The sequence below is a fragment of the Arthrobacter sp. BB-1 genome, assembly GCF_006151685.1.
Taxonomy (GTDB): Bacteria; Actinomycetota; Actinomycetes; order Actinomycetales; family Micrococcaceae; genus Arthrobacter.
On the sequence record NZ_VDEV01000002.1, the window covers coordinates 1 to 18,672 of the forward strand.

Sequence of the window (18,672 nt, forward strand, 5' to 3'; positions counted from 1 at the left end):
TGCCTCGGAGGCCACGTGGGCGGCTTCCTCCTTGGCCGTCTGGGCAACGCCTTGGGCTGCGGAGGCGGCCTCGCCGGCGACGTGCGAAGCTTCTTCCTTCGCCGCCTGGCTCCTGGAGCCTCCGGCGGAACCCGCAGCCGGGGACGTGCCGAAGCCTTCGTCAACCCCTGCTTCCGGTGTGCCGAAAGGATCGGTGGTAGCAGGGCTGGATGTCTGGGGCCATTGGTTCTCTGTCATCGGGCTCTCTTTCGTGAAGGGTTAGCTGGCGATCAAGAACCAGCAGTGCTGGCTAGTAGTAAGCATGGTTACTAATTAGATACTAAGCACACTTCCCTTTTGGAATGCAAGGGGCTGCCGGATAAATGGCCATGGGGCGGGGGCTTTGGCAGCAGCGATAGTAAGCCTACTTGCGAATCTGATGCTAAGCATGCTTATTGTAGAGAATGTAGCGACGCAAAAAGAGGTGATCACACCCTGCACTTCGCCACCCACAGGAAGGCCACGGCCCGATGACCAGCAATCTTGATCCAGATGCCCGGACCAGCTACCGATTGATTACGGTGGCGGCCCGGCTGGTGCAAAGGCGGCAGGACGATGCCCTGGCGCACTTGGGCCTCACGAGGGCTGCCGTCATAGCACTGGAAGGACTCGCCGCGGGGCCCCTTAACCAGGAACAGCTCGCGGAGGCCATCCGCGTCCAGAGCCAGACCCTGGGACGCGTACTGATCCGGCTCGAAGGTGCCGGGCATATCACCAGGACCCGCCAATCCACGGACAGGCGCCAGTTCAAGGTTGAATTAACGGAATCCGGCGCTGCTGCCCTTGAGGCTGCCCGCCGTGCCGAAATCAACGCCTACCCGGATGATCCAAGCATCGACTGGAAGGTCCTCAGCGGGGAACTGGCAAAATTTGTGCGTGCCCTGCCTGCGGACCGGGACCATGACGTCGTCCCGTTTGCCGCGCCGGAACACCGCACTGTGCGGCGCCCCCAGGGCGGACGCGGCACCAGCCTCCGCGGCGTGGACCAGCCCCGCCTTTAACCGCGGCTGATTATCTTACGGGGCATTACCTTTGCGGCGCGGAAGTAACCGTGCCTGTGAGGTGGTGCCCGACGCCGGCGGGGCGGCTAAGCGGCGCAGGCGTCCTTGAGTGCCTGGACGGACTCGCCGGGCACTTCGTCTCCCGCCGCGGCGATCTGGCCCAACGGCGTCGTAATTTCTGCGGGGACTCCCGCCGTGCGGGCGGCGGAGACCAGGCCCGCCAGCGCCTGCTTGTCCTCCACGCTGACCAGGCCGTCCTGCACCACTGCGCAGACCTGCCTTTTCACTTCCGCGGCGCCTGCGGACGCCACCTTCGAGGCGGCGTCACTGGCAGCATTGCCGGCAGCCTCCTCAACGGCACCACAGCCGGCGAGGAGCAGGAGCAGGGGAGCGGCGGACAGGGCGGCAAGGCGGCGTTTCATCAACCCAGCCTATCGGCTCAGCGCAAACCCGCGCCGGAACGGCACCTTCTCGCAGGATCCTGAGCGAAGCCGGGTAGCGGATCAGCGTCCGCTTGGCGCTGGCACGCCCAGGACGCTGTCCAGCAGGCCGTTCCGGAACTTCCCGCCGGGATCCTGTGCCGATGCCAGCGAGCGGAAGTCGGCGAAGCGCGGGTAGAGCAATTCCCAGTCGTAGCCCGTGGGGGAGAAGAGCTTGCCCCAGTGCGGCCGGGCTCCAAAGGGCCGCAGCACTTCCTCGAGTTCCGGCAGGACCGCCTCCACCTCTGGCTGCAGCGGCTTCCACGTGAAGTGCAGGGCCACGCTCTGCTGCCGGTAGAAGGGGCTGAGCCAGAATTCATCGGCAGCGCCGGTGCGGATCTCGGACACAAACAGCAGCGGCGCGAGCTTGTCCGCGAGGCCGCGGACTGCCTCAATGGCCGCCGGGCCGTGCTCCAGGGGCAGGATGAATTCGCTTTGCAGCTCCTCGCCCTTGCTGGGGGTGAACTCGTGGCGGAAATGCGGCAGGCGGTCCAGCCACTGGCCTGGCTCGTCCAGTTGGAGCGTGCAGTTCTCGGCGGACATGTCAGGCAGCGGGTGCCTGGGGCTGCTGGCGGCCCTGGCTCCGAAAAGCCCGCCCAGCGGCGGTTCCGAATCCAGTGCCTTCAGCCACACCTGGCTGACGGAACCGCCGGCGTAGTCCGTGAAAAGGCTGACGCTGTAGGCGCTGGACACGATCTCCGTGAAATTGGCCAGCGCGCGGTCCCACGGCAGATCCTCCAGGACACGCTGGCGCATGCGGAAGCTCGGCCGGACGGAGAGTTCCAGGCCGGTGATGATGCCCAGGGCACCGAGGCCCACCACGCTGGCCAGGAATTCATCACCGTCAGCGCGGGAGAGGGACACCTGTTCACCGGAGGGCCGCACCAGGTCGATCGATTCCACGGCGCCGGCCAGCGACTGGTTGCCCACGCCGGATCCGTGCGTTCCGGTCTGGACAGCGCCTGCCACGGAAATGTGGGGAAGGGACGCCAGGTTGTGGATGGCGACGCCGGACTGTTCCAGGGAGCGGCACAGCGTTCCGTAGCTGACCCCGCCGCTGACGCGGACGGTTTGGCGTTCAGGGTCCAGTTCGATCCTCTGGGGCAGGGCGTCCAGGAGCACGTGGACGCCGTCGGTGTCCCCCACGCGGTTGAATGAGTGGCGTGACCCCAGGGCTTTGACCCGGCGGGCCCCCGCCACGATGCCCGCGAGTTCTTCCACTGACGACGGCTGACGGACCTCCGTTGAGGCGTACTGGAGGTTCCCTGCCCAGTTCTTCATTGAGTCGGCTTTCCGGTCGGAGGTGCAAAAGGCTCCCTCCACTGTCAGCGCTAACAATCAGGCTGTCAAGGAGCGTCCGTTCCCTGCGCGCCCGGCTGGGGAACCCCCCACGGAGCTGGTCCGGGGCGGCGGCACACGGCGGCTGCCGGTGGCTTCGAAAGCAGCCGCAAGATGCAGCAGTCCGGTGTCGCCGTAGGCCCTCCCGGCAAAGGTCAGCCCCACCGGCATGGCGATGTCCGCGGCCAGCCCCATGGGGACCGTCACCGTGGGGATGCCCAGGTGCCGCGGGACCAGGTTGCCGTTGGACACCCAGACGCCGTTGCGCCAGGCAAGCCCCGCCGAGTGCTCGTTGCGGTCCGCGTCGGCGGGGCCAACATCCGCGGCGGCCGGAAACACCACCGCATCAAGGGCCAGGCCGTCCATCCACTCCTCCAGGTCAATCCGGCGTGTTTCCTCAAGCCCGCGGAGCCCCTCCGCCAGCTGGGGTATCCCGGACAGGACAGGCACCCCGTTGTCCCGAATCCACGCCGGATAGTCGCTGATGTCGTCCTCAAACCCGTGGTACCGGTCCGGCAGCGAGCCGTCCGGGGCGGGGAAGATGCTGGCGCCGTCCACGTCGGACAGCCGGGAAAGGTTCGGGTCCCCATTGGCATCCAGGAAGTCGTGCCAGGCCCAGGCCGGGAGGTCCACGATTTCCCTCCGGAGGTATTCGGGGGGCACCAGGCCCCTCGTGGCGATGGTGGGCGCGCCTGGCCGGTCCCCTTCGTAGTTGGTTACTGCCGGGAAGTCCACTTCCACAACGTCCGCCCCTGCCGCCTCCAGGCCGCGCCGGGCGGCATCCCACAGATCCATGATGGAAGCCCTGGTCCGGATGCGCTGCCCGGTGGGCCCGCCGATGCCGGGGGCGGGAGCCGTTCCGGCCTCCGGATCGGCGTTGACGTACATCCGCGGAACGCCCAGGCGCTTGCCTGCCAGGACGTTCGCCGCAGCTGCGGGGTCCGGTATGGCCAGTTCCAGATAGGAGGCGGGGCGCACCTCGGACGCTTTCGGCAGGTCAACCCATGGCTGCATCCGCCAGAAGTCGCCGCGGGTTTCGGCGTCGTCAGCCACCACCACGTCCAGTACTTCCAGGAGGTCATCCATGGTGCGGGCGTGCGGAACCACCACGTCCATGGTGGGAACCAGCGGCCAGTTGCCGCGAACCGAGATCACGCCGCGGGAGGGGGTGTAGGCGCAGAGCGCATTGTTCGACGCCGGCGCCCGGCCCGAGGACCAGGTTTCCTCTGCGAGGCCGAAGGCGGCGAAGCTGGCAGCGGTGGCGGTTCCGGAACCGTTTGAGGAGCCGGAGGCAAACGCCGCGGTCAGGTAGTCCGCGTTATAAGGGCTTTCCGCCCGGCCGTAGACACCGCGCTGCATCCCGCCGTTGGCCATGGGCGGCATGTTGGTAAGTCCGATCAGGACCGCCCCGCCGGACCGCAGCCGCTCGATGGTGAAGGCATCGCGCCGGGCCACCAGGTCCTTGAAGGCCGGGGACCCGGCCGCCACCGTCAGTCCGGCCACCTGGTAGCTGTCCTTGGCGGTGTAGGGGATGCCGTCCAGGGGGCCCAAGGTGGAGTTCCCCGCGCGCCGTTGGTCGGACGCCCTTGCCTCCGCAAGGGCCTGGGGGTTCATGACCACCATTGAGTTCAGCCGGATGCCGGACCTGTCGTACGCCTCGATCCGCTGCAGGTACTCGCGGACCAGTTCCTCACTGGAGACCTGCCCGGCTTCCAGTGCTTCGCGGAGCTGGCTGATTCCCGCTTCCACCACGTTGAACGGGCTCATGCTGCTGCGTCCTGCCGCCGGGCTGGCACCGGCTGCTGCTGGGTGATGCAGTGGATGCCGCCGCCAAACGCGAAGATGTCCCGCGCGTCCACCAGTTCTACGGTGCGTCCCGGATAGGCCCGTTCGAGGATTCCTGCCGCAACGGCGTCGTTCGGGTCGTCAAAGCCGCAGAGCACTACTGCATCATTGGCCACGTAATGGTTGATGTAGGACCAGTCCACGAACCCCTCCCCGTCTTCAAGGGCGGTGGGTGCGGGAACGTCGATGATGCGCAGCGGCCGGCCCTGGGCGTCCGTCTGCCCCGCAAGGACGGCATGGAGCTCCCGGTAGACCTCGTAGTCGGGGTGGGCGGGATTGTCCTGGCGGTGCAGCAGGACAGTGCCGGGTCCGGCGAAGGCAGCCACGATGTCCACATGCCCGCGGGTGCCGAATTCACCGTAGTCGCGGGTGAGCCCGCGGGGCAGCCAGATGGCCTTGGCGGATCCCAGGGCGGCGTGGATTTCAGCTTCCACGGAATCCTTGGTGGCGCCCGGATTCCGTCGCGGATCCAGCTGCACCGTTTCCGTGAGGAGGACCGTCCCCTCCCCGTCCACGTGGAAGCCTCCGCCCTCATTAACCAGCGAGCTCGGAAGCACCGGTACCCCGGCCTGCGCCGCGACAGACCGGCCCACGTGCCGGTCCTTGCCCCATTGCGCCCAGTGCTGTGCGCCCCAGCCGTTGAACGTCCAGTCGACGGCGGCCACGGTACCGTCGGGACGGCGGGTGAAGGTAGGCCCGCTGTCCCGCAGCCAGGCGTCGTCGAGCGGAATTTCAACTACGGTGATGCCCTCCCCGAGCCACTCCCTGGCAGCTGATGCGTCACGGGGATCGGCCAGCACGGTCACCGTCTCATAGCGGCTGATGGTGCGCGCAACGCTGGACCAGGCCGCACGGGCCCGGTCCAGGGCAGGGCTGCCGATCGGGCCGAAGGTGTCGTTGGGCGGCGGGAAGGCCATCCAGGTGCGCTGGTGGGTTTCCCACTCAGCCGGCATGCGGGCGGGGGCTGCCTCCAGCGTCAATGCAGGCGCGGCAGGCGGGACGGCGGCGGAAGAATAAATGAATGACATTCATTTATTATGAAGACGGTGCTGCTCCGGCGCAAGGGTTTGGGAAAACCTTCTGCGTGGTTGGGTTAGCGGTGCGTCCTTACCGCCCGGCGGGCTGGCCCGTCCGGTCCACTGCTGCGAGGATTGCCTGGGCAAGTTCCGCCGGCTTGGTGAACTGGGGCCAGTGTCCGGTGGGAAGGTCCACGAACTCCACGTCGCTGACCCGCGCCAGTTCGGCAACAAAGGGGTGGCCGGCGTCGATCCATTCGCGCAGCAGCGAGGAGGGGAACTCGCACGAAATCACTGTGGCGGGGACGTCGTACCGGCGGGTGTCGTGCAGGTGCTGCTTGCCGTAGGCCACTCCCTTGGGTTGCGGGATTGCACGTGCGCGGAATGCTTTCCGCAGTCCGTCGTCGAGGTCAATGAGGTCGGCGTCCTCGAAGCCGTCCCACGGCGGCAGCGGAATGTCGTTGCCATCGGCCGGCAGTTCGTTGTTGATCACGTCGCCTTCACCCAGCGGGCCGCTGTCCACGTAGATGGCGCGTTCTACCCGGTTGGGGCGCGCGTCCAGCGCGCCGTGGATGATGGCGCCGCCCCCGGAGTGGCCCACCAGGACCACCTTGCCCTCAAGCGCGTCAATGGCGGCAACCACAAAGTCGATGTGGTCCTGCAGGCTGATGCCCGCCCGGTCCGCGTCGACGGATTCAAGGCCGGGCAGCGTGAGCGGATGCGGCCGGTGTCCCGCGGCCTCGAGCGCCGGAACCACCTCCTGCCATGAAGAGGCATCCAACCAGAAACCGGGTACCAGGATGATGTCCATGCTGGAACCCTAACGTGTTGCGGGAGGCCCTGGGTAGGGTGAGGAGAACCTGTGCAGTGGCAACCTAGCGGGCCGGGGACAGGGGCGTGTAGTCGAGGGATTTAAGGGGTAGCGTCCCCTTGTCCGTGGCAACCCTGACGGCGTGCTCTTCCGAACGGGGGAAAACGAGCGAGGTCAGTGTTTGCTCTCCGTCGTTGATGAACACTTCGACGGAAGAGTAGTCAACAAAGACAGTCAGCTTCACAAGGCCGTCCTTCGCTGGGGCGGCCACGGTCCGCCTCTCGGTGAAGAGCGGGCCCAGGTCCGCATCGGGAGGCTGTTGCCGGTCCAGGAAGACGGCGCCGTCCCGGAAGTTGTAACCGAGGGTCGCAAAGGCAGAGCCGCCGCTTTCCAGGTGGATCCGCGCCTCAGGCTGGTCCTCGGGCCCCGGGGGTCCAAGCGTCGCGTCCAGTCGGTATGAGCCGCCTTGGGAGGCCGGAAGGTGCTTCGTGCCGTCCGGTGTGGCTCCTTGGAGACCTAAGGCTTCGCCCTCAAGCCGGCGCAAGGTTTTTGCCGGAGTGGAGACCAGGGTGGGGCGGCCCTGGACGGTTTTGAGGCGGACGTCCCGGATGAGGGTGTCCATGCCGCCGTGCCAGTCCCCGGTTGGGAGTTTGCGGGCATAGTCCCAGTTGTTCATCCACCCGATGGCCTTCCTGGACTGCATTTTCTGGCCTTCCGTGAGCCGGGGGTCGTCCCACGTCACGGCTGCGTAGAAGTCGGAGCCGGCGTCCATCCACTGGTGGTTCCCGTCCCGGGGCGTGAACTGGGTTCCGTCCCAGTTGCCGGTCCAATAGGCGACGCCGGTGGCTCTGCCCTCTTCTGTTCCGTTGGCACTTGCCGCGAGGACCCAGGTTCTCTTGCCGGGATCGCCGTCCACGTCCAACTGGAAGAGGTCAGGGCACTCCAGTGTCCCCAGGCCGGTCCGTTCGAAACCCGACGCGTAGTGCCATTCCTTGAGATCGGAGGAGGTGTACATGCCGATCTTGTGGCCCTCGGCCAGGACCATGAGCCACTGGCTGCGTTCCCCGTCCCAGACAATTTTCGGATCCCGCCAGTGCTCCGCTCCGGGGTTGTCCATCACGGGATTGCCCTTGTACGGGGTGAAGGTGTACCCGCCGTCGGTTGAGTAAAACAGTGACTGGCGCTGGACGCCCTGGTCCTGCTGGGTCAACAGGGAGATGACGGCGCCGTGGCCGAAACCGGCTGTGTTCCCGTGGTCCACCACCGTGCTGCCGGTCTCAATGTCACCCAGCCCGTTTTTGTACTTCTCAATGGCCACCCCTTCGTCCTTCCAGGTCAGAAGGTCTTCACTGGTGAGGTGGTACCACTCGGTCCCGTTTCCGTCCGGATAGTCGGCGTTGTAGAGGTAGTAGTAGTGCCAGAGCCCATTGAGGAAAAAGGGCCGTTGCGGATCGTTCATCCAGTTGCGTTCGGGAGTGATGTGGTAGCTGGGGCGGTACTTCGATGAATTCGGCGGCCGGTCAGCGGCTGCCTTTGGCCCAGGTGACTGTTCCTGCAGGCCAACGTCGGCGAGCATCTGCCGGAGGGCTTCATCAGTGACACACGATGGCCGGCGGAGGTCCCCGGCTCCTGCCGCAACAGCGCCTTTCCCGAGGTTTGACCGTACGTAGATTTCGCCGTCAACCCGGGCAGCCGCAACCCAACCATTGTCACAACTGATGCTCCTCAAGTCCGCTACCCCTTCCGCCTGGACCGGATGGACGGCAGAGAGGCTGTGGTCACCGCCAGTCAGCCAATAGGAGGCATAAACGCCCGCCGCATCCTTGGATGCGGACTGTGCTGTAGCAACATTCCGAAGGGCCTCTTCTGCGCGCACTTTGGCGCTCGACCCCTCGATCCGGACGACCGTGGAGACAAGGGCGGCCAGGATTGCGAGGGCTGCTGCTACTGCCCAGGCGGTGCGCCGGCTGGTGGTAGTACGGAGATCAGGTTTTTCCGACATGGTGACCATTTCAATTGGGCTGTTTGTCCGGGCGGCGGTGCGCCAGGGCAAAGGAGCGGGACGCCTGGGGATGGCGCCCCGCTCCGTACTGGTGCCAGCTACCGCACAGGCAGGGAACTGCCGGTGCGCCGCCTGCAAGCAGGATGTGTCGTCGAGGTGTTGGTTACTTGTAGTGTCCCTCGCCGCCGACGCGGACGTTGGTGGGCAGGTAGCCGAACGGGCCAAGGCCGTTCTTGCCGAAGCTCCGGTCAACCTGCGTGACGCCGTTCTTGAAGTTGATCTTCACGGTCGGGGACAGGGAGCCGCCGCGGACGCCGTTGACGTTGTCGATGAACGACTGCACGAGTCCATTGGGCTGCACGTAGTGCGAGTAGGCCTGGAACTGCCGTCCGTTCTGCTGGCCCGAGATGGTGCCGCTCGGGTTGTTGGCGGGCAGGTTGAGGTCGGTGGGCGAACCGAGTGCCAGGCCGGAGTTGTTGACCGGCTGGTAGTCGGAACGCACGCCGTCACCCACGAAACCATAGACGCCGTCGGGGCCGCGCATGCCGGCCGCGTAGGTGAACTGGTGGCTGATCGTGTACAGGTAGTACTTGTTCTTGCCGTCCTCGTTCTGGATGAAGATCTGCGGACGCTCAGTCTGGTCGTTGACACAGTTGGCGGAGAGGATGGGAGGCAGGAAGGACCATTTGGTCAAGTCCTTGTTGTCCGCCACGGCGAGGCCCACGTTGCCCGTCTGGTACTGGGCGCCGGAAGCGTTCACATCCGCCACGGACTCGGACTTGGCGTCTCCCTCGCGGTAGCCGAGGTCTTCCTCGGTGCACTGGTATTCGCCGCGGTTCCCGGCAGTGTTGCCCTCGAAGACCATAAAGGTCTTGCCCGGGTGGGCCGGGTCGGCGAACGTGAAGGGGTCACGGAAGGCGAAGCCGGGGTTTTGTTCCTTGGTCTGGTACATCTGGCCGTCCGGCTCCAGCAGCTTGGTGTGCTCGAACCCGTCGAACCAGACGCGCTCCTCGTCGGCGTGGATGTTGCCGAGGGCCTTGGCAATGGCGGCGTCCGGGGCGATGCCGCCGCCGCCGGCGTTCCGCTCGGCCACGTCGTGGAACGTGGTGGCCGTGTAGAACACGTTCACATGGTTGCCCTGCATGAGGCGGGTGGAGCCGGACCATTCGGTGTTGCCGACGGAGGCGCCGTCCACGAAGAGGTGTCCGCCGTAGTTCCACTTATCCGTGGCCGGGTCGGCGCTGGTCTTCCGGAAGAAGAAGCCGATGCGGGCGTTCCAGTGGCGCTGGTCGAAGTTGTAGCCGGCGTGGCGGTCAGCGACGAGCGAGAAGATCACGTCGTAGCCCTTGTAGCTGATCTGGTTGGCATTCTCGTCCGTCAGGGACCAGGTGTCCCAGACCCAGACGTCCTCGTTCATGGTGGGGAAGTCCTCGGGGATCTCCGGCATGGTGACGTCCGGGCTCATGGAGTTCTGGCCGGGAGCCACCGTGGGGTCGCTCTGCGCCATGACCTGCTGCGCATCCGCACGGGTCCACTTTGAGGTGAAGTCCGACGCCGGGTCGAAGGCTTCCTGCGTGTGTTCCGTGGGAAGGGGGAAACCGGGGGTGGGGGCGGGCAGCTGCTCACTGGCGGGCGGGTCCGCAGGCTCGTTCGCCTGAGCCGAGGGAACGGCGAGGAAGGCCGAGGCGGCTACTGCTGTTGCCAGCGCTGCGGCGGCGGACCGCCGCCGCAGCATCCGGGGGATTTGGGGGTGCTTGTGCATTATTGCTCTTCTCGCGGAGTTGTAACTGTTCGTGGAAGACGGGCATCTGCCCTAATTTCCCGACACTCCAGCGGCCCCGATTCCGCAGGCGTCATCAGGGACGCCGTTGTTCGGAGGTGATCCGGCGTGGGATCGCCGGTTCAAAGGCCGTGAGATTTGTGGGCTCCCGGCTGCACCACCGTAGGGAGACCCGGAGACCATGCGCAAGTATGTTTCCACGCACCCCGGACGGGTGCGCCATCAGGAATGTAAGCGCTTGCATTAAGCAATGGCGCGCGCGTACTCGGACTGATGGAGCAAGTCAAATGTTTCGTTCGACGCGATTCCGTCCTGGCGCGGACGGGGCCGGAAGCGCCCCGTCCGCGCGCACCGCCTACGGGAAGCTGGGAACGTAGCTGGGAATTCCGACGGCGTCCGTTGACACTGGTGCGCCGGTGTCGTTGATGACGTGGTCCAGTGTGCCCGCGCCCAGGTTGACCGTCAGCAGGCTGTGCAGCTTCACGCCCGGGGTCACCGGCACTTCAAAACCCCGGGTGGCGTGGATGGTGGGGTCCACGTTGTTGTAGACGTAGCTGCCGCCGCCCCAGAGTTCGTGGGTCTTCACGGAGTCCGCGACCTTGTAGCCGGCCCAGCCCAGGACGCCGTCGTGTTGCCATGCTGCCTGGTTGGGTGCATCGTAGGGCAGCTCGTTCTGGAAGAAGACGGTCCTGCCGTTCTCGCCGTTCCAGATCATGTTGTACTCCTGGTAGTGCTCCACGAACAGGCCGGTGGCCGTGACGTTGTCACCATTGATGATCACGCCGTTCCTGCCGGTGTTGGTGGTCCAGCCCACCCCGTTGCCGTGGTCGGCGCGCCAAGCCCAGATGTGGTCCAGGAGGACGTTGTCGCTGTTGACCTCAAGGCTGACCGAGGCCTTGCCCACGTGCGGACCGCCGATGCGGAAGAAGACGTCATGGAGAGTGGTGGGGTTGGCGGGATCGCTGTGCATGCCGGAGTTTGCGGCGCCGCCGCCCTCGCCGTTCGCCGCCTTGCCCAGCCGCATCAGCGCGGGGGAGTTCACGGTACCGGCATCCACGGTCACTGCGGCGATATCCACGCCCGGAACATCCGCGACCGTCAGGGGGACGGCCCCGTTGACCGCTGTCAGGGTTGCCATGCCGAGCCCGAGGACCACCGTGTTGGCGCGCTTGACCTCGATGCTCTCGTCAATGCCGTAAACCCCCGGGGTCAGCAGCAGGTTCTTGCCGCGCGCCAGCTGGGAATTGATGGTCTTGGCTGAATCGGCGGGGGTGGCTACGTAGAAGTCTGAAAGCGGCAGGCTGCGTCCCGCCGTCGGCCCGTTCTCCCAGGTTGTTCCGGCGGATTCCGTGCGGACGGCGGGGACGAACACGCTGTACTGGCCCGCGGAGTCCAGGGTGAGGTACGGCTTCTCGCGGCTGATGGGGGTGCTGTCAAGGGTGGTGTACGGCGGGTTGGGGAAGGATTGCGCCGGTGCCCCGTCCACGCCGGAGAACACCTGGTTCCAGACTCCGTTGGACCAGTTGCCGATGCTGCTGTCACGGACAAAGTACTGCTGCTGGGAGCCGTTGATCACGGCGCCCGTCTTCGAATCGGAGATGAAGCCGCCGCTGGCGTACTGCGGGCCGGCGGTGCAGTAGTCCATGAGGGAGAGGTTGCCGCCAGTGATATTGACCCGCCGCATGGGTGATGCCTGGGACGCCGCCCAGAAATTCGCGGAGCTGCGGCATCCCTCGAGGCCGGTGACGTTGATGGTGAGGTTGGACAGGGACCGCCAGAAGTTGTTCAAGGCGATGCAGTTGTCCGCGGTGAGGCAGCGGTTGTAGACGTCCACGTGCCCGTTGATGATGACATCCGTGGGGGAAGCGCCAAGCCCGGCGACCTCCGTGGAGTATCCAACCTGGACGATGAGCGGTTCCTCGGCCGTGCCGTAGGTGCCCGGCTTGAACAACAGCGAGTAGCGGTTCGAACCCATCTCGTCATCCACCTGCTGCGCCGCAATGGCGTCCACGGTGGCCTGGATTTCTGCCACGGGCATGCCCGGATCAAAGACGTGGACGTTAGTCCCGAACGGATGTGCCGCGGTTTGTGCGAAGCCGGTTACCGCCGGCTGGGGCGCCGCCGGTGCCTCTGTTACGGACATCTGCTGAACGGCCGACGGCGCTGCGCCGGCGGGGCTGCCGACGGCGCCTGCGAGGAGACCGGCCAGGAGGATGGCGCTGCCGGCAATGTGCCGGCGGCGGTGCGGGGTGGGAGCGGCCTGGGCGGGACCTGGCGGGAGGGAATGGTGGGCTAGCGGCATTGCTGGTCCTGTTCGTCAGTTGGGGTAGGGGCGCGCGGGTCCGGGTGTAGCTGGCCTGCTGTGGTGCAAGCGATCCGCCGGGTGTGGGAGCGCTCTCGTCGGGGAAGCGTAACACCGCCCAGAGAGTGCGGCAAGGAAAAGTGGAATCGCTCCCACCGATGGTTGACAAGGGGACGTGATGTGGGACACCATGGCGTGAGAGCGCTCCCACCATGTTCGCTCCGACTACTCATCCAGCCGGCCCATGTGTCCCTGCGCGCCCATACCGCAACGGTTCGCCGGTTTGCGGCGTGGATCCATTTGACGAAGGAGTCTTCCCCTGTGAATAAGCCCAGCAAGTTCATTGTCCTTTCGGCCGCCGCGGCGTGTCTTTCCCTCTCGCTGACAGCCTGCGGGCCCTCCGCTCCGGAGAAAGGCGGTGTAAACGAAGCCACCGGTTCCGATCCGGTCACCCTGACCGTAGGCACCTTCAACGAATTCGGCTACGAAAAGCTCTTTGAGGAGTACCAGGAGCTGAACCCCAACGTCACCATCGAGCACAAGAAGGCGGCCACCAGCAACGAGGCCCGGGACAACCTCACCACCCGCCTGGCTGCCGGATCCGGCTTGTCCGATATCGAAGCCGTCGAGGTGGACTGGCTCCCTGAGCTCCTGCAGTACCCGGACCAGTTTGCGGACCTCAGCGATCCGGCTGTGGAGGGCCGCTGGCTCGACTGGAAGACCGAGGCAGCCACCACAGCCGACGGCAAGCTGGTGGGGTACGGAACCGACTCCGGTCCCGAAGCCGTCTGCTATAACGCCGAACTGCTGAAGAAAGCCGGGATGCCCACCGACCGCGGTGAAGTGGCCAAGATGCTTGGCGGCACCTGGGACAGCTACTTCGACGCCGGCCGGAAGTTCACGGCCGCCAACCCGGGCGCTGCCTGGTTCGATTCCGCCGGGGCCATCTACCAGGGCATGAGCAACCAGCTCGAGAAGGCCTACGAGGAGGTGGACGGCACCGTCATCGCCACGGAGAACCAGAAGGTGAAGGACATCTACAATCAGGTGCTCAAGGCGTCCACGGAGGACGGCCTGTCAGCCCATCTCAAGCAGTGGAGCGATGACTGGGCTTCCGGTTTCCAGACCAATGCCTTCGCCACAACCCTCTGCCCCGGCTGGATGCTCGGCGTCATTGAGGGCAACGCGGCGGGAGTCACCGGCTGGGACGTGGCCAACGTCTTCCCCGGGGGCGGCGGCAACTGGGGCGGTTCCTACCTGACCGTACCCGCCCAGGGCGATCACCAGGCCGAGGCCAAGAAGCTGGCGAACTGGCTGACGGCACCTGAGCAGCAGATCAAGGCCTTCACCGCCAAGGGCACCTTCCCCAGCCAGAAGGAGGCCCTGGAAAGCAGCGAACTGCTGGGACAGACCAACGCCTTCTTCAATGGTGCACCTACGGGCGAGATCTTTGCCGAGCGCGCCAAGGCCGTTGAGGTGACCCCCTTCAAGGGCACCAAGTTCTTTGCCATCAACGACGCCATGCAGCAGGCCCTCACCCGCGTGGACGTTGACAAGACGGACGACGCCGCCTCCTCCTGGGAGAAGTTCGTCACCGCAGTGAAGTCGCTCTAACCATGGCTGTCACCGACCGGGTCAACCCACCCAGGACCGGACCCAGCCCCCGGCCCGCGAACGACGGAAGGAGCGTCCGGCGACTGGCGTTTTCACAGCAGGTCTCCAAGTGGGACGTGAAGTTGTCCCCCTACCTGTACATCTCCCCGTTTTTCCTCCTGTTTGCCATCACGGGACTCTTTCCGCTGGGGTACACGGCTTGGGTATCACTCCACAACTGGAACCTCATCGGCGGGCAGGGAAAATTCGCGGGACTGGACAACTACGCGTTCGTCATAGCCCAGCCCTACTTTTGGAACGCTGTGGGCAACACCTTCAGCATCTTCATCCTTTCCTCCGTTCCGCAGGTTGTCATCGCCCTTGTCATTGCGGCCGTACTGGACGCAAACCTGAGGGCCAGGACGTTCTGGCGGATGGGTGTGCTGGTGCCGTTCGTCGTTGCACCCGTAGCGGTGGGGCTGATCTTCAACAACCTCTTTGCAGACCAGTTCGGCCTGATCAACGAGATCCTGAAGGTTGTTGGGCTTGACCCGGTCCGGTGGCACAGCGATTCGCTGGCAAGCCATGCTGCCATCGCCACCATGGTGAACTTCCGGTGGACCGGCTACAACGCGCTGATCTTCCTTGCCGCCATGCAGGCGATCCCCCGCGACGTGTTCGAGGCGGCAACCATTGACGGTGCGGGCCGGCTGCGGCAGTTCTTCTCCGTCACCGTCCCGATGCTTCGCCCCACCGTGATCTTCGTTGTGATCACCTCAACCATCGGCGGGCTGCAGATCTTCGATGAGCCGCGGGTCTTTGACCAGTCCGGCCTGGGCGGGGCTGACCGGCAGTGGCAGACGCTGACCATGTACATCTGGGAACTCGGGTGGGGCCAGCGCAACTTCGGCAGGGCGTCCGCGGTGGCGTGGCTGCTCTTCCTGATCATCGTGCTGATCGCCCTGCTCAACTTCTTCATCACCAAGCGCATCGCCAGCCAGGGAGGCCGCAAGTGAGCTCCGTTCCCATGATCGAACAGACGGCCGGCAAGGGCGCGGCCAGGGCCGCCGCCCGCCGGAATGCCGGAGGGAACCGCAAAACCGGCTTCGGTGGTGCCCGCCGGCCCGGATTCCTGACCTACGGTTTCCTGGGCGCCGTTCTCCTCGCTTCGGTGTTCCCGCTGTACTGGTCCTTCCTGGTAGGCAGCCATGACAACACCGTCCTGAGCCGCGGCATCCCGCTGCTCCCGGGCGGAAACTTCCTGGCCAACGCGGCGAAGGTCTTTGACAGCATCCCGTTCTGGAAGGCGATGGGCAACAGCCTGATCGTCTCCGGCGTCACCGCGGCGTCCGTCGTCGCCTTCTCCACCCTGGCGGGCTTCGCCTTCGCCAAGCTCCGCTTCCGCGGCAGCAAGGGCCTGTTGGTGTTCGTCATCGCCACCATGGCCGTTCCCACCCAGCTGGGCGTGGTCCCGCTCTTCATTGTGATGTCCAAGCTGGGCTGGACCGGATCGCTCTGGGCCGTCATTATCCCCGGCCTGGTCACCGCTTTCGGAGTGTTCTGGATGACCCAGTACCTCCGGGACGCCCTGCCGGATGAACTCATTGAGGCTGTGCGTATGGACGGCGCGTCCATGATCCAGGCTTTCTGGCACGTCGGGTTCCCGGCTGCCCGGCCCGCCGCGGCCATGCTCGCCTTGTTCACGTTCGTGGCCACCTGGACGAACTTCTTCTGGCCGTTCATCGTCCTGGACCCCTCGAATCCCACCCTCCCGGTGGCACTGCAGCTGCTCCAGGCGGCCCACTTTGTTGACTACTCGGTGGTGCTCGCCGGTGCGGTCCTGGCCACCGTCCCCCTCTTGCTCCTGTTTATTGCGGCAGGCCGGCAACTCGTATCAGGAATCATGCAAGGAGCAGTAAAAGGATGAGTACCACCCCACTTCCGTTTCCCGAGGGCTTCCTGTGGGGAGCGGCGACGGCCGCCTACCAGATCGAAGGGGCCGCGCATGTTGACGGCAGGAAGGACTCGATCTGGGACACCTTCTCGCGGGTGCCCGGCGCCGTGGCGGACGGCCACAACGGCGACGTGGCCTGTGACCACTACCGGCGCTACAAGCAGGACGTGGCGCTGATGAAGAGCCTGAACATGAAGGCCTACCGCTTTTCCACTTCCTGGGCACGCTGCATGCCGGACGGCGTTACCCCCAATCCGGAGGGCATCGCCTTCTATTCCAGCCTGGTGGATGAACTGTTGGCGGCCGGCATCACGCCGTGGCTGACCCTTTACCACTGGGACCTGCCGCAGGCACTGGAGGACAAGGGCGGCTGGGCCAACCGGGATACTGCGTACCGCTTTGCCGAGTACGCCGCCGTGATGCACGAGGCACTGGGGGACCGGGTCCGGTTCTGGACAACGCTCAACGAGCCGTGGTGTTCGGCGTTCCTCGGTTATGCTGCAGGCATCCACGCCCCCGGACGGCAGGAACCCCGGTCGGCCCTGGCGGCTGCCCACCACCTGCTGCTCGGCCACGGCCTGGCGGCAAGGGAACTCCGCCGCCTGGACGCCGACGCCGCCCTGGGCATCACCCTGAACCTGACGGTGGCGGATCCCCGCGACCCGGACAACGGCGGCGACCGCGACGCGGCCAGGCGGATCGACGGCCAGTTCAACAGGATCTTCCTGGACCCGCTGTTCAAGGGGGAATACCCGGCGGATCTGTTGGCTGATGTGGCCCACCTGGGCCTGGACGAATTCGTCCAGCCGGGGGACCTGGACATCATCTCGGCGCCGCTGGACCTGCTGGGCGTGAACTACTACCACGGTGAATCCGTCACCAAGGATCCCGCGGACCTGTCCACCGGTGTGGAAGCGGACGCGGCGGCCGCCGGCGGACCCCGCCGTCCGGCGTCGCCCTTTGTCGCGGCGGACGGGGCGCGTTCGGTGCCGCGCGGACTTCCTGTGACGGGGATGGGCTGGGAGGTCCAGCCGGAGGGCCTGCGGCGGTTGCTGAACCGGCTGCAGGACGAGTACACGGGGCCCGCGGGAATTCCGGTGTACATCACCGAAAACGGCGCCGCCTACCATGACGTCCCTGATGACGCGGGCTTTGTGGACGATCAGGACCGGCTCGCTTTCCTCGCCGCCCACCTGCGCGCGGTGCATGGGGCCGTTACGGACGGCGTGGACGTGCGTGGCTACCTGGCCTGGTCCCTGCTGGATAATTTCGAGTGGTCCTTCGGCTACCACCAGCGCTTTGGGCTGGTCCGGGTGGACTACCGCACCCAGGAACGCATCCCGAAGGCCAGCGCCCTATGGTACTCGGCCGTGGCGGCCTCCAACGCTGTCCCGGACGCAGATCCGGGCGTGTCACCCTCGGGGGCAGGTGTCGTATTGTCTGTGTAATGAACCAAAAGACCCACCGTCCTGCCCAGTTAAGGGCGGGACGGCCCAGTCCCACGCTGGAGGATCTTGCCACCGCCGCCGGTGTGTCCCGCTCCACTGCGTCCCGGGCCATCAACGGCGGACTGAAAGTGAGCCCGGAGGCCCAGGCCGCCGTGGATGCGGCGATCGTGGCGCTTGGCTACACCCCCAACCGTGCCGCGCGGAGCCTGGTCACCAAACGCACGGCCTCCGTGGCGCTGGTCATTCCGGAGCCGGATGCACGCGTCATGATGGATCCTTTTTTCGCGGCCGTCATTACCGGCGTGAACGAGGCTCTTCGCAGCACGGACATGCAGCTGGTGCTGCTGATGTCCCGGGCCGGGGACGACTCCGAGCGGACCAAACGGTACCTGCGCGGAGGCCACGTGGACGGCGCGATCGTCGTCTCGCACCACCGGGCGGACAACTGGGTGGAGTCGCTCGGAAGCACCGGCCTGCCCACAGTTTTCATCGGCCGGCCGTGGGACACGGGTTCGGGGATTCCCTTCGTGGACCTGGACAACTTCGAGGGCGGCCGGCTGGCAGCACGCCACCTGGCCGCCATCGGCCGCACCAGGCTCGGGACCGTAGCCGGCCCCACCGACATGACGGCCGCCGCCGACCGCCTGGATGGCTGGCTCCAGGGGCTGCGGGAGGCGGGGCTTGAGCCCGGGCCCGCCATCCATGGGGACTTTACGACGGCGGGCGGGGCCGAGGCCGCCAGGAACCTTCTGGCCCGCGAACCGGAGCTCGACGGCATCTTCGCGGCCTCCGACCTCATGGCGCTGGGGGTCATCGACACCCTGCGCGGCGCGGGCCGGGAAGTGCCGGGGGACGTGGCGGTGGTCGGGTTCGACAACCACTCCCTGCTGGCAGCCAACGGGCTGGGCCTGACAACGGTGACCCAGCCCATGGTGGACATGGCCGCCACGGCAGGGCAGCTGTTGATCCGGGCGATCGACAACCCCGAGGAGCGGCTGGACCCGGTGATCTTCCCGGCGGAGCTCGTGGTGCGCGGCAGCAGCGCCGCCTGACCCTGCACCGTT

General features: G+C 66.1%; 14 protein-coding genes and 1 pseudogene. 6 read left to right on the forward strand and 9 right to left on the reverse strand.

What is annotated here, in order from left to right:
• Positions 1–237, reverse strand: a pseudogene (locus FHJ30_RS00355) (hypothetical protein); the annotation flags it as partial.
• Between the two features lie 272 nt (positions 238–509).
• Here FHJ30_RS00355 and FHJ30_RS00360 point away from each other — a divergent pair.
• Positions 510–1,040, forward strand: a complete 531-nt coding sequence (locus FHJ30_RS00360; RefSeq protein ID WP_139027290.1) for a MarR family winged helix-turn-helix transcriptional regulator — start codon at positions 510–512, stop codon at positions 1,038–1,040.
• A gap of 86 nt (positions 1,041–1,126) precedes the next feature.
• On the opposite strand, the gene FHJ30_RS00365 is transcribed toward FHJ30_RS00360, so the two are convergent.
• From FHJ30_RS00365 to FHJ30_RS00400, 8 genes are all read right to left on the reverse strand, one after another.
• A complete protein-coding gene (locus FHJ30_RS00365; protein ID WP_139027291.1) occupies positions 1,127–1,462 on the reverse strand; it encodes a hypothetical protein in 336 nt (111 codons plus the stop codon).
• 81 nt (positions 1,463–1,543) lie between these two features.
• Positions 1,544–2,800: a D-arabinono-1,4-lactone oxidase gene (locus FHJ30_RS00370; protein ID WP_139027292.1), complete on the reverse strand. Its 1,257-nt coding sequence runs from the start codon at positions 2,798–2,800 to the stop codon at positions 1,544–1,546.
• A gap of 57 nt (positions 2,801–2,857) precedes the next feature.
• Complete coding sequence (locus tag FHJ30_RS00375) at positions 2,858–4,624, reverse strand: amidase (protein ID WP_139027293.1); 1,767 nt, start codon at positions 4,622–4,624, stop codon at positions 2,858–2,860.
• Positions 4,621–5,730, reverse strand: a complete 1,110-nt coding sequence (locus FHJ30_RS00380) for an agmatine/peptidylarginine deiminase (protein ID WP_139027294.1) — start codon at positions 5,728–5,730, stop codon at positions 4,621–4,623. Before FHJ30_RS00380 ends, FHJ30_RS00375 begins: the two co-directional genes overlap by 4 nt.
• A gap of 79 nt (positions 5,731–5,809) precedes the next feature.
• A complete protein-coding gene (locus FHJ30_RS00385; RefSeq protein ID WP_139027295.1) occupies positions 5,810–6,529 on the reverse strand; it encodes an alpha/beta fold hydrolase in 720 nt (239 codons plus the stop codon).
• A gap of 64 nt (positions 6,530–6,593) precedes the next feature.
• On the reverse strand, positions 6,594–8,531 hold the full coding sequence (locus tag FHJ30_RS00390; protein WP_139027296.1) for a glycoside hydrolase family 32 protein: 1,938 nt from the start codon (positions 8,529–8,531) through the stop codon (positions 6,594–6,596).
• A gap of 163 nt (positions 8,532–8,694) precedes the next feature.
• Complete coding sequence (locus tag FHJ30_RS00395) at positions 8,695–10,293, reverse strand: glycoside hydrolase family 68 protein (RefSeq protein WP_139027297.1); 1,599 nt, start codon at positions 10,291–10,293, stop codon at positions 8,695–8,697.
• A 373-nt stretch (positions 10,294–10,666) separates the two neighbouring features.
• On the reverse strand, positions 10,667–12,613 hold the full coding sequence (locus tag FHJ30_RS00400; RefSeq protein ID WP_240793533.1) for an adenylyl cyclase: 1,947 nt from the start codon (positions 12,611–12,613) through the stop codon (positions 10,667–10,669).
• A 321-nt stretch (positions 12,614–12,934) separates the two neighbouring features.
• Here FHJ30_RS00400 and FHJ30_RS00405 point away from each other — a divergent pair, with 321 nt between their 5' ends.
• Genes FHJ30_RS00405 through FHJ30_RS00425 form a run of 5 tightly spaced genes read left to right on the forward strand, consistent with a single transcriptional unit; the run spans position 12,935 to position 18,660 of the window.
• The gene (locus tag FHJ30_RS00405) at positions 12,935–14,227 is read left to right on the forward strand and encodes an ABC transporter substrate-binding protein (RefSeq protein WP_139027298.1); all 1,293 of its coding nucleotides are present in this window, start codon (positions 12,935–12,937) and stop codon (positions 14,225–14,227) included.
• A gap of 2 nt (positions 14,228–14,229) precedes the next feature.
• The gene (locus FHJ30_RS00410; protein ID WP_139027299.1) at positions 14,230–15,222 is read left to right on the forward strand and encodes a carbohydrate ABC transporter permease; all 993 of its coding nucleotides are present in this window, start codon (positions 14,230–14,232) and stop codon (positions 15,220–15,222) included.
• Positions 15,219–16,133 (forward strand): carbohydrate ABC transporter permease, encoded by a 915-nt coding sequence (locus tag FHJ30_RS00415; RefSeq protein ID WP_139027300.1) that lies wholly within the window; start codon positions 15,219–15,221, stop codon positions 16,131–16,133. The genes FHJ30_RS00410 and FHJ30_RS00415 overlap by 4 nt, the downstream gene beginning before the upstream one ends.
• A complete protein-coding gene (locus FHJ30_RS00420) occupies positions 16,130–17,608 on the forward strand; it encodes a glycoside hydrolase family 1 protein (RefSeq protein ID WP_139027301.1) in 1,479 nt (492 codons plus the stop codon). The genes FHJ30_RS00415 and FHJ30_RS00420 overlap by 4 nt, the downstream gene beginning before the upstream one ends.
• Positions 17,608–18,660: a LacI family DNA-binding transcriptional regulator gene (locus tag FHJ30_RS00425; RefSeq protein ID WP_139027302.1), complete on the forward strand. Its 1,053-nt coding sequence runs from the start codon at positions 17,608–17,610 to the stop codon at positions 18,658–18,660. Before FHJ30_RS00420 ends, FHJ30_RS00425 begins: the two co-directional genes overlap by 1 nt.
• Positions 18,661–18,672 lie beyond the last annotated feature (12 nt).